At 62.2% G+C, this 11382-nt stretch carries 10 protein-coding genes; all 10 read right to left on the bottom strand.

What is annotated here, in order from left to right:
- Positions 1-55 precede the first annotated feature (55 nt).
- Complete coding sequence (dtd, locus tag PSH76_RS01960; protein WP_305493526.1) at positions 56-493, bottom strand: D-aminoacyl-tRNA deacylase; 438 nt, start codon at positions 491-493, stop codon at positions 56-58.
- Complete coding sequence (pip, locus tag PSH76_RS01955) at positions 490-1461, bottom strand: prolyl aminopeptidase (protein ID WP_014716544.1); 972 nt, start codon at positions 1459-1461, stop codon at positions 490-492. Before pip ends, dtd begins: the two co-directional genes overlap by 4 nt.
- A gap of 369 nt (positions 1462-1830) precedes the next feature.
- Entirely contained in the window at positions 1831-2631 is an 801-nt protein-coding gene (hutG, locus tag PSH76_RS01950) for an N-formylglutamate deformylase (RefSeq protein ID WP_305493525.1), read from the bottom strand.
- A gap of 12 nt (positions 2632-2643) precedes the next feature.
- On the bottom strand, positions 2644-3849 hold the full coding sequence (gene hutI / locus PSH76_RS01945) for an imidazolonepropionase (RefSeq protein WP_278918136.1): 1206 nt from the start codon (positions 3847-3849) through the stop codon (positions 2644-2646).
- A 15-nt stretch (positions 3850-3864) separates the two neighbouring features.
- Positions 3865-5274 (bottom strand): amino acid permease, encoded by a 1410-nt coding sequence (locus tag PSH76_RS01940; RefSeq protein ID WP_014716540.1) that lies wholly within the window; start codon positions 5272-5274, stop codon positions 3865-3867.
- 162 nt (positions 5275-5436) lie between these two features.
- Complete coding sequence (gene hutH / locus PSH76_RS01930; protein ID WP_305493524.1) at positions 5437-6975, bottom strand: histidine ammonia-lyase; 1539 nt, start codon at positions 6973-6975, stop codon at positions 5437-5439.
- Between the two features lie 26 nt (positions 6976-7001).
- A complete protein-coding gene (gene hutH / locus PSH76_RS01925; protein ID WP_305493523.1) occupies positions 7002-8510 on the bottom strand; it encodes a histidine ammonia-lyase in 1509 nt (502 codons plus the stop codon).
- 138 nt (positions 8511-8648) lie between these two features.
- Positions 8649-9473 (bottom strand): glycine betaine/L-proline ABC transporter ATP-binding protein, encoded by an 825-nt coding sequence (locus PSH76_RS01920; protein WP_003187840.1) that lies wholly within the window; start codon positions 9471-9473, stop codon positions 8649-8651.
- A complete protein-coding gene (locus PSH76_RS01915) occupies positions 9470-10321 on the bottom strand; it encodes a proline/glycine betaine ABC transporter permease (protein ID WP_003187838.1) in 852 nt (283 codons plus the stop codon). Before PSH76_RS01915 ends, PSH76_RS01920 begins: the two co-directional genes overlap by 4 nt.
- A 71-nt stretch (positions 10322-10392) precedes the next feature.
- Positions 10393-11358, bottom strand: a complete 966-nt coding sequence (locus tag PSH76_RS01910; protein ID WP_032893997.1) for an ABC transporter substrate-binding protein — start codon at positions 11356-11358, stop codon at positions 10393-10395.
- Positions 11359-11382: the final 24 nt, after the last annotated feature.

The following is an 11382-nucleotide window of genomic DNA, read 5'->3' as shown; positions in this document are numbered from 1 at the left end:
AAGTATTTGTAGCGAAACCCTGCGTTTTTAGGCATTAACGTCGTTTTTCATACATTCATGTCTGTAAGAGGAAGGTCACAGGGCCATCATTGACCAAGTGCACCTGCATATCCGCGCCAAAACGCCCTGACGCCACCTTGCCATGCAATTGTTGCGCTTGTAACAACAAGTGATCAAAAAGCGCCGCTCCCAGGGCCGGTGGAGCCGCTGTGGAGAAGCTGGGCCGCAGCCCGCTTTTGGTATCCGCCGCCAAGGTGAACTGCGACACCAGCAACAAACCGCCGCCGATGTCCTTGAGGGACAGGTTCATCTTGCCCTCCTCGTCACTGAACACCCGATAGTTAAGCAGCTTGTGCAGCAGTTTGTCGGCGCTTTCGGGCGTATCTGAAGGCTCGACGGCCACCAGCACCAGCAAACCCTGGTCGATCGCGCCTACCACCTCACCCGCGACCTCGACCCGGGCGCCACGCACCCGCTGCAACAGGCCCTTCATGCTTCTTCAGGCGGCAGGTCGAGCAGGCGTCGGGCCATTTCGCCGGTCGCGCGTACCAGCGCGTCAGTGATACCCGGTTCGGATGCCGCATGCCCGGCCTCGCGGATCACCTGCAACTCACTGTTGGGCCAGGCCTGATGCAGTTCCCAGGCGTTATCCAGCGTGCAGATCATATCGTAGCGGCCATGGATGATGACGCCAGGCAGATGGGCGATCTTGTGCATATCGCGAATCAGCTGGTTGGGTTCCAGGAAGGAGTTGTTGGTGAAGTAATGGCATTCGATACGTGCGATGGACAAGGCGCGCTGCGGCTCGGAAAAACGCTCCACATGCTGTGGGCTCGGGCACAGGCCCAACATGCGGCCTTCCCAGCCCGACCAGGCTTTGGCCGCGTGCATCTGGGCGATCTGGTCATTGCCGGTCAGGCGCTTGTGGTAAGCGGCGATCATATCGTGGCGCTCCTCCACCGGGATCGGGGCCACGTAGTCCTGCCAGTAATCCGGGAACAGGCGGCTCGCGCCCTCCTGGTAGAACCAGCGAATATCCTGGGGGCGGGCGAGGAAGATGCCGCGCACGATCAGGCCGAGCACACGCTCGGGATGGGTTTGCGCGTAGGCCAGGGCCAGGGTCGAGCCCCAGGAGCCGCCGAACAGCACCCACTTGTCGATGCCCAGATGCTCGCGGATGCGTTCAAGGTCGGCGACCAGATCCCAAGTGGTGTTGTTCTCCAGGCTCGCCCTTGGCGTGGAGCGGCCGCAGCCACGCTGGTCGAAGGTGACAATATGGTAGAGGTTCGGGTCGAAATAGCAGCGGCTCTGGGCGTCGCAACCGGAGCCGGGGCCGCCATGGATGAACACGACAGGCAAGCCTTCGGGGGAGCCACTTTCATCGACATACAGGGTGTGGGTGTCATCGACAGCCAGATCGTGCCGGGCGTAGGGTTTGATCTGCGGGTACCAAGTCTGCATTGCGTGCTCCGTAGGGTGTCGGGTTCATCCCTGGGGGGACGTCTATTATTTTGCCGTTTGGCATCATAAACCCGAATTGTGCAATGAGCATGTCCTTGAGCACTTAGACCTGTGTCAGCAGTTGGCGCCTCAGGTAACCAAGCAGATAGTCATACAGCCGATCCACCTCCGGCACCTAGCCGCGTGCCCGCAAACAACCGTGGGCCAGCCCTTTGCCGCCATGGCGGTGTGTCAGTTGATAAAAGTGTTGCTGAACCACCGTTATCGCAGGCAAGCCAGCTCCCACATTTGGAGCGCATTCTCATGATAGAGCGCGGTCAAGCGTGGGAGCGGGCTTGCTCGCGAAAGCTATTGCAGCAGCACCAACAATTACCCGTAGTGCTTCTGCCCCCAAGCCAACAGCCCTTCCAGCAACTGCCTCAACACCACCTGCGTCGGCTCGGCCAAATCATGGCGATAACGGAACGGCTCGAACTCCTCCATATAGGTGCTCTGGCACAACTCCAGCTGCACGGCGTGGATATCCTGCGCCGGGTTGCCGTAGTGACGGGTGATATGGCCGCCCTTGAAGCGCCCGTTCAGCACATGGGTGTATTGCGGATGCTGGGCGCAGATGGCTTCCAGCTGGCTGGCCAGCTGCGGGTCGCACGCAGCGCCGTTGAAGGTACCCAAATTGAAGTCCGGCAATTTGCCGTCAAACAGGTGCGGGATCACCGAGCGGATCGAGTGCGCGTCGAACAGCAGCGCGTAGCCGAACTCGGCCTTGAGGCGTGCCAGTTCTTCTTGCAGTTGACGGTGGTACGGCCCCCAGATTTTTTGCAGGTAGCTGGCCCGCTCTTCGTCGGAGGGCGTTTGCCCTTCACGGAACAACGGCACGCCGTCGAACAGCGTCTCGGGGTACAGGCCGGTCGTAGCGCCGGCATACAGCGGCGTGTTGTCGGAAGGCCGGTTGAGGTCGATGACAAACCGCGAGTACTGCGCAGCCAGGGTGCTGGCGCCCAGTTCTTCGGCAAACTCATACAACAGGGGAATATGCCAGTCGGTGTCCGGCAGGCTTTGCGCCTCGGGGATCAACCCGGCCTCGACCGCAGGGGTGAGGCGCAGGCCGGCGTGGGGCATGCTGATCAGCAGCGGTACGCGGCCTTGTTTGAATGTCAGAACCTTATCCACAACAGCATCCTCTCAAACAGTGACGTCGACGCCGTGGCGCACGACGCGTTTATCCAGTTCGCCACCCAGCCAGTAGGCCAGGTCGGCGGGGCGGTCGATCTGCCAGGCGACAAAGTCAGCGACCTTGCCCACTTCCAGGGAACCATGGGTATCACCCAGGCCCAACGCGGTGGCCGCGTGTTGCGTGGCGCCGGCCAGGGCTTCTTCCGGGGTCATGCGGAACAGGGTGCAGGCCATGTTCAGCATCAGCCGCACCGACAGCGCCGGCGAGGTGCCGGGGTTGAGGTCGCTGGCGATGGCGATCTTCACGCCGTGTTTGCGCAGGGCCTCCATGGGCGGCAGTTGGGTTTCACGCAGGAAGTAAAAAGCCCCCGGCAGCAACACGGCGACGGTGCCGGCAGCGGCCATGGCGATGGCGTCTTCTTCGGTCATGAATTCCAGGTGGTCGGCCGACAGCGCCTGGTAGCGCGCCGCCAGGCTTGAGCCGTGCAACGACGAGAGTTGCTCGGCGTGCAGCTTCACCGGCAGGCCAAGTTGCTGAGCAACCTTGAACACCCGCTCGACCTGTTCAGTGGAAAACGCCAGGTACTCACAGAAGGCATCGACCGCATCCACCAACCCCTCGGCGGCCAGGGCCGGCAGCATCTGGCTGCAGATGTGCTCGATGTAGTCGTCGGCGCGGTCCTTGTACTCCGGCGGCAACGCATGGGCGGCCAGGCAGGTGGCGCGCACGCTGACCGGCAGTGCTTCACCCAGGCGCCGGGCCACGCGCAGCATCTTGCGTTCGTTGGCCAGGTCCAGGCCGTAGCCGGACTTGATTTCCACGGTGGTCACGCCGTCACGCAAAAGGCTGCGCAGACGCTTTTCAGCGCTCAGGAACAATTCATCTTCCGTCGCTGCACGCGTGGCACGCACAGTGCTGGCAATGCCGCCGCCCTTGGCCGCGATCTCGGCGTAGCTGACACCTTCGAGGCGCTGCTCGAATTCGCCGCTGCGATTACCACCAAACACCGCATGGGTGTGGCAGTCGATCAGCCCGGGGGTGACCCACGCGCCTTGCAAGTCGTGCACCTGGGCGTAATCCGCCGTCGGCGCCTGGCTGCGGGGGCCGACCCACTCGATGAGCGAGCCAGCAGTCACCATGGCGGCATCCTCGATGATCGAGTATTTGCCATTGGCCATGGTTGCGACGTGGCAGTGTTGCCAAAGCGTTTTCATCAACGCCTCCCTAAGTTATCGATGAGACAAAACCGGGTCGTAATCGACCTTGGCCGTTTGCCCGGCGGCAGGCTTTACCCACAGCCAGTAGGCGATGATCAGCAGCACGATCCACACGGCGCCCACCATCAACGCCGCCTGGGTGTCCGGGAAGTAACCGAGTACACCAAACACAAACAGCATGAACACAATGGCCGCTGCCGGCGCATAGGGCCAGAACGGCACCGGGAATTTCAGTTCGGCGACCTGCGCCTTGGTCATGGAGCGGCGCATGGCGACCTGGGTAAACAGGATCATCAGCCAGACCCACACGGTGGCGAAGGTGGCAATCGAGGCGATCAGCAGGAACACGTTTTCCGGGATCAGGTAGTTGAGCACCACACCGCCGAGCAAGGCGGCGCCCATGACCACCACGGTCATCCATGGCACGCCTTGTTTGGACAATTGCGCGAAGCCCTTGGGCGCCTGCCCTTGTTGAGCCAGGCCGTACATCATGCGGCCGGCGCCAAAGATGTCGCTGTTGATCGCCGACACTGCCGCCGAGATCACCACGATATTAAGGATAGTCGCCGCCGAGCCAATCCCCAGGTTGCTGAAGATCTGCACGAACGGGCTGCCCTGGCTGCCGATCTGCGGCCACGGGTAGATCGCCATCAACACGAACAGGGTCAGCACGTAGAACAGCAGGATACGCAGCGGCACCGCGTTGATTGCCTTGGGGATCACGCGCTGCGGGTCCTTGGCTTCACCGGCGGTGATGCCAATGATTTCGATGCCGCCAAAGGCGAACATCACCACCGCAAACGAGGCAATCAACCCGCCGATGCCGTTAGGCATGAAGCCACCGTGGGCCCACAGGTTGCTCAGGCCGCTGGCCTGGGTTTCGCCTGCCGAGTGAATGCCGAACAACATGATGCCGAAGCCGCCGAGGATCATCGCCACAATGGCGCCGACCTTGAGCAGTGACAGCCAGAACTCCATCTCGCCAAAGACTTTGACGTTGCACAGGTTCAGGCCGCCGATCAAAAACACGATGCCCAGCACCCAGACCCAACGGGCCACTTCGGGAAACCAGAAGCCCATGTAGATGCCGAACGCGGTAACGTCGGCAAGGCAGACGATGATCATTTCAAAGGCGTAGGTCCAGCCGAGGATAAACCCGGCCATCGGCCCCAGGTAGGTGCTGGCGTAGTGGCCGAAGGAGCCGGACACCGGGTTGTGCACGGCCATCTCACCGAGGGCGCGCATCACCATGAAGACGGCGGCGCCGCCGATCAGGTAGGCCAGCAGCACGGCCGGGCCGGCCATCTGGATGGCGGAGGCCGAGCCATAGAACAGCCCGGTGCCGATCGCGGAACCCAGGGCCATGAAGCGAATATGTCGGGCGTTGAGCCCGCGTTTCAAACCTTTTTCTGGCTGGTGCATTTCTCTTCCCTAATTATTCTTATCCGAGAAAAACGCGCCCTCACCTGTAGGAGCGAGCTTGCTCGCGAAAAACCTGAGAGCGCTGATGTGTGTCAGGTTTAACGCGTAATCGTTGGCGATTTTCGCGAGCAAGCTCGCTCCTACAGTGGGGGCGGCGGCGTGTTAGAGGCTTGGCAGCAACTTGGCCGGCACCAGCTCATTCAGGCAGCGGCTGGCGAGCAGTTCGCTGGCGGCGTTGATGTCGGGGGCGAAGAAACGGTCCTTGTCATAGAACGCCACTTTGCCGCGCAGGATGCCACGGGCTTTTTCCAGCTTGGGCGAGGTCTTCAGGCCGTCGCGCAGGTCCAGGCCCTGGCACGCCGCGAGCCATTCCACCGCGAGGATGCCCCGGGTGTTCTCGGCCATTTCCCACAAACGCTTGCCCGCAGCCGGGGCCATGGACACGTGGTCTTCCTGGTTGGCCGAGGTCGGCAAGCTGTCGACGCTATGGGGATGGGCCAGCGCCTTGTTCTCGCTGGCGAGCGCGGCGGCAGTCACCTGGGCGATCATGAAACCGGAGTTCACCCCGCCATTGCCCACCAGAAACGGCGGCAGTTGCGACATGTGCTTGTCCATCATCAACGAAATCCGGCGCTCGCTCAGGGAGCCGATTTCGGCAATGGCCAGCGCCATATTGTCGGCAGCCATGGCCACCGGTTCGGCGTGGAAGTTGCCACCGGAAATCACGTCGCCCTCGGCGGCAAAGACCAGCGGGTTATCCGACACTGCGTTGGCTTCTACCGCCAGCACCTCGGCGGCCTGGCGCAATTGAGTCAGGCAGGCGCCCATGACCTGCGGCTGGCAACGCAGGGAATACGGGTCTTGCACCTTGTCGCAGTTCTGGTGCGATTGGGACACCTGGCTGCTTTCACCGAGCAGGTCGCGATAAGCCGCTGCCGAGTCGATTTGGCCGCGCTGGCCACGCGCCGCATGAATACGCACATCGAACGGCGAGCGCGAACCCAGTACCGCTTCCACGGTGAGGCCGCCGCACGCGAGGGCACCGGCGAACAAGTCTTCGCCTTCGAACAGGCCACGCAGGGCATAGGCCGTGGACACCTGGGTGCCGTTGAGCAGGGCCAGGCCTTCTTTGGCGGCCAGGGTCAGCGGCGTGAGGCCGGCGATTTTCAGCGCTTCGGTAGCCTCCAGCCATTCGCCCTTGTGGCGCGCTTTGCCTTCGCCAAGCAGTACCAAGGACATGTGTGCCAACGGCGCCAGGTCACCGGAGGCGCCGACCGAACCCTTGAGCGGAATGTGCGGGTACACCTCGGCGTTGATCAGCGCGATCAGCGCGTCGATCACCTGGCGACGAATCCCGGAGAAGCCACGGCTCAGGCTGTTGACCTTGAGCACCATGACCAGTCGCACCAGCGCATCGCTGATCGGCTCACCGACGCCGGCAGCATGGGACAGCACCAGGGAGCGCTGGAGATTTTCCAGGTCTTCGCTGGCGATGCGGGTCGAGGCCAACAAGCCAAAACCGGTGTTGATGCCATAGGCGGTGCGGTTCTCGGCGAGAATCTGCTCCACACAGGCAACGCTGGCTTCGATCTGGGCCGAGGCGCTGTCATCCAGGCTGAGGGTTACTGGCTGCTGGTAGATGGCACGCAGTTGGGCGAGGCTCAGTTGGCCTGGAATCAGGTTTAGCGCAGTCACATTCATACTCCTTGTGAATTGTTCTTAGGTGTTCAGTGCAAATTCGGTAATGCAGTGTCTTTAAGCAGCTGGGCAGCGGCGGCAATATCCGGCGCCAGCCAGCGGTCCTGCTCATAGGCGGGGACCACTTCGCGCAGCAGACGCCAGGCGCGGTCGGTACCGGCGCCGAAGCGTTGCTCCTTGAGAAACTCGAAAGCCTGGGCCGCCAGCAGGTACTCGATGGCAAGAATCTGGGTGACGTTGGCCAGCACCTGGTGCAGCTTGAGCGCGGCGTTGGTGCCCATGCTCAAGTGGTCTTCCTGCAGGCCCGAGGTGACGAAATTGTCCAGCACCGCCGGTTGCGCCAACTGGCGGTTCTGCCCGCACAAGGACGCGGCGACGTACTGCACGATCATCATCCCGGAGTTGACGCCCGGGTTGCTCACCAGAAAGGCTGGCAGGCCGCTGACATGCGGGTTGACCAGGCGGTCCAGGCGGCGCTCGGCCACCGAGCCGATCTCGGCCATGGCGATGGCGAGCATATCGGCCGCCATCGCGACGGACTGCCCGTGGGGGTTGGCCTGGGACACCACGCGGTAATTGTCCGGCGTGCCCAGCACCAGCGGGTTGTCGGTGGCGCTGTTGAGTTCGGTCTCGATCTGGCGCGTGGCGTGTTCCACCTGGTCGCGGGCCGCGCCGTGAATCTGCGGGATCGAGCGAATGCTCAAGGCGTCCTGGGTGCGAATACCTTTACTGATGGCAATCACCTCACTGCCGTCGAGCAGGGCACGCAGGTTGATACCTACATGCTGCATGCCCGGGTGCGGCTTGAGGGCGATGATGGCCTCGTCGAAGGCGTCGATCTGGCCGCGCTGGGCTTCGAAACTCATGGCACCGATCACGTCGGCCCATTGCAGCAAGTGATGCGCATCGGCCAGGGCCAGGCAGCTCAGGCCGGTCATGCACGGCGTGCCGTTGACCAGGCATAGGCCGTCCTTGGCACCGAGTACCACCGGCTGCAAACCTTCAGCGTGCAACGCGTGTTGCGCCGTGACGATCTGGCCGCGGTAGCTCACATTGCCAACCCCCAACAGGGCCACGCCGATATGGGCCATGTGGGTCAGGTACCCCACCGAGCCTTGGGACGGCACTTGCGGGGTGATGCCGTGGTTGAGCAGCGCCAGCAGCGCGTGCACCACCTGCGGATGCAGGCCGGACTTGCCGTGGCTGTAGTTGATGATCGCCGCGCAGATGATCGCGCGGGTTTGCTCATCGCTGAGCACCGGGCCGACGCCACAGGCATGGCTCAGCAGCGTATTGCGCGACAGTTGGCTCAGTTGCTCGGTCTTGAGCGAGACGTTGCACAGCGCGCCCAGGCCGGTGTTGACGCCATAGGCGCGCTCGCCGCTGGTGACGATGCGTTGCACGATGGCTTGGGCATTGTCGATGCGCGCCCAGGCGTGGCCGGAGAGTTCGAGCACGGCGCCGTGACGGGCAACGGCGGTGACGTCCTGCCAGCGCATTGGGGTGTCGGCGATGATGATTGTTGTTGCCTGGGACATCTTTATACCTTCTTCAACTCTTAGGCAGCATTGCCGGCCTCTTCGCGAGCAAGCCCGCCTCCCACAGGGGGAATGCATTCCAAATGTGGGAGCGGGCTTGCTCGCGAAAGCGCCAGCAGGCTCACCACACAGCCCGGATCAGACCACCGCCGCCCGCCGCTGAACAAAGCGGTCCACATACTCATCCGCCGGCGAATGCAGAATCTCTCGCGGGGTGCCGACCTGGATCAGCTTGCCGTCCTTGAGGATCGCAATGCGGTTGCCGATGCGCACGGCCTCGTCGAGGTCGTGGGTGATGAACACGATGGTCTTGTGCAGGGTCTTTTGCAGTTCGAGCAACTGGTCTTGCATCTCGGCGCGGATCAACGGGTCGAGGGCGCTGAAGGCTTCGTCCATCAGGATGATGTCGGTGTCAGCCGCCAAGGCGCGAGCCAGGCCCACGCGCTGGCGCATGCCGCCGGACAGCTGGTGCGGATATTTGTTTTCGTAGCCCTTGAGGCCCACGGTTTCGATCCAGTGCAACGCACGTTCGGCGCAGACCTGCTTGGTCTCGCCACGCACTTTGAGGCCGTAGGCAACGTTGTCGAGCACGCTCTTGTGCGGCAGCAGGCCGAAGCTCTGGAACACCATGCTGATCTTGTGCCGACGGAATTGGCGCAGGGCTTCCATGTCCAGTTGCAGGATGTCTTCGCCGTCCACGAGGATCGCGCCGCTGGTGGGGTCGATCAGGCGGTTGAAATGGCGCACCAGGGTGGATTTGCCCGAACCCGACAAGCCCATGATCACAAAGATCTCACCGGTGCCGATGCTCAGGGACAGGTCATTCACACCGACCACGCAACCGGTCTCGGCCAGTACCTGGTCTTTGGTCTTGCCCTGGCCGACCATGGCCAGCGCATCCTGGGCGCGCGCGCCGAAAATCTTGAAGACGTTTTTAACTTCGATTTTGCTGACAGTCGTCATTTGCTCGCCTCATGCCGTGGGCGGCCATAAGCCTGGGTAATGCGGTCGATGACCACTGCAAGAATCACGATCGCCAGCCCGGCTTCAAGGCCACGGCCAACGTTGAGGGTCTGGATGCCGACGAGCACGTCTTCACCCAAGCCACGGGCACCGATCATCGAGGCGATCACCACCATCGACAGCGCCATCATGGTGGTCTGGTTGATACCGGCCATGATGCTTGGCAGCGCCAGCGGCAATTGCACGCCGAACAGTTGCTGCCAGCGGTTGGCACCGAAGGCGTTGATAGCTTCCATGACTTCGCCATCGACCTGGCGTATGCCCAGGTCTGTGAGGCGAATCAGCGGCGGCGCGGCGTAGATCACCGTGGCGAAAATCGCCGGGACCTTGCCCAGGCCGAACAGCATCAGCACCGGGATCAGGTACACGAAGCTGGGCATGGTTTGCATGATGTCCAGCAGCGGCATCAGCACCGAGCGCAGGCGATTACTGCGCGCCGACAGGATGCCCAGGGGTATGCCGATCAACACCGAGATCACCGTGGCCACCATCATCAATGCCAGGGTTTGCATCAGCTTGTCCCACAGGCCAACCGCGCCCACCAGGAACAGCAAGCCGACAATCACCGCCGTGGTCACCACTTTACGAGTGGCGTGCCAGGCAATACCGCCGACGATGGCCAGCATCAGCCACCAGGGCGCCGCGCGCAGCAGGCCTTCCAGGTTGACGATGGCCCACAGCAGCGTGTCGGAGATGTGCCGGAACACATCGCCGTAGTTGGTGACCAGTGCGTCCACCCAACCGTTGACCCAGTCGGCGATGGAAAAGGTAAAACTCTCAGGAAACATATCGTGCTCTCGATCCAGTGGGTTGTGGCCAGCCGCCCGGCCACCCTTGAGGGTAGCCGTGCACCCTTGACCTACAAGGCCGCGTCGATTTTCTTGGCTGCGTCTTCGCTCACCCAGGCGTGCCAGACTTCAGGATGTTCCTTGAGAAATATTTTCGCCAGTTTCGGCGACTCGATCCGCTCCTTGGCCATGCGGCCCAGGTTCTGGTTCAGCAGGTCGATGGGCAGGTTGACCTTTTCCAGCACGGCCACCAGTTCCGGGGCTTGCTCGTGGAAAGTCTTGGATAGGCCGACCTTGATGCTCACGGTTTTATCCACGCCGGGCTTTTCTTCCAGCTTGACCAGGTCGACCTGGCCCATCAGCGGCGTCGGTGACCAGTAGTAGAACAGGATCGGCTCGCCGCGTTTGTAGCTCGACAGCACCGCCGCATCCAGCGCCGGGCCGGTGCCCGGGCGGAAGTTGGTGTAGGTGCTTTCCAGGCCGTAGCTCTTGAGCATTTCGCTGTTATCCAGCTCGCAGGTCCAGCCGGCCGGGCAGTTGTAGAAGCGGCCTTTGGACGGCTCTTCCTGATCCTTGAACACCGAGGCGTATTTGGCCAGGTCGGCAATGCTTTTTAGGTCCGGCGCCTTGGCTTCCAGCTTGCGCTTGGCGTCGCCTTCGATCACATAGCGCGGCACGTACCAGCCTTCGACCGCACCGACCACCGGAGCCCCGACGCCGACGACTTTGCCGGCCTTCTCGGCTTTGTTCCAGACCTCGCTGCGGCCTACCCACTCCTCGGCGAACACTTGGATGTCGTTACTGCCCAGGGCGTTTTCCATGGTGATGGAGTTACCCGGCAAGCTGTCGGTTTTGCAGTCGTAGCCTTTTTCCAGCACGGTTTGCAGGATGTCGGTGAGCAACATGCCGCTTTCCCAATTCAGGCCGGCGAATTTCACCGGCTTGCCGGATTCACACCAGCCGGCCGCCTGGGCGCCGGCACTTGCCAGCACGCCAGCGGCGAACAACGTAGCCAGCAAGGTCTTATTCATAGTCATTGTTGTGACGCTCCCAATCATGAA

It is taken from the genome of Pseudomonas sp. FP215 (assembly GCF_030687795.1).
Classification (GTDB): domain Bacteria; phylum Pseudomonadota; class Gammaproteobacteria; order Pseudomonadales; family Pseudomonadaceae; genus Aquipseudomonas; species Aquipseudomonas salmasensis.
The sequence above is the reverse complement of the archived record's forward strand: the minus strand, read 5'-3'. Positions and strand labels throughout refer to the sequence as shown.

Bases quoted from the DNA above. Each gene is read 5' to 3' on its own strand.
- dtd (WP_305493526.1), bottom strand. From the start codon at position 493: ATGAAGGGCCTGTTGCAGCGGGTGCGTGGCGCCCGGGTCGAGGTCGCG.
- pip (WP_014716544.1), bottom strand. From the start codon at position 1,461: ATGCAGACTTGGTACCCGCAGATCAAACCCTACGCCCGGCACGATCTG.
- hutI (WP_278918136.1), bottom strand. From the start codon at position 3,849: ATGAAAACGCTTTGGCAACACTGCCACGTCGCAACCATGGCCAATGGC.
- PSH76_RS01940 (WP_014716540.1), bottom strand. From the start codon at position 5,274: ATGCACCAGCCAGAAAAAGGTTTGAAACGCGGGCTCAACGCCCGACAT.
- hutH (WP_305493524.1), bottom strand. From the start codon at position 6,975: ATGAATGTGACTGCGCTAAACCTGATTCCAGGCCAACTGAGCCTCGCC.
- hutH (WP_305493523.1), bottom strand. From the start codon at position 8,510: ATGTCCCAGGCAACAACAATCATCATCGCCGACACCCCAATGCGCTGG.
- PSH76_RS01920 (WP_003187840.1), bottom strand. From the start codon at position 9,473: ATGACGACTGTCAGCAAAATCGAAGTTAAAAACGTCTTCAAGATTTTC.
- PSH76_RS01915 (WP_003187838.1), bottom strand. From the start codon at position 10,321: ATGTTTCCTGAGAGTTTTACCTTTTCCATCGCCGACTGGGTCAACGGT.
- PSH76_RS01910 (WP_032893997.1), bottom strand. From the start codon at position 11,358: ATGACTATGAATAAGACCTTGCTGGCTACGTTGTTCGCCGCTGGCGTG.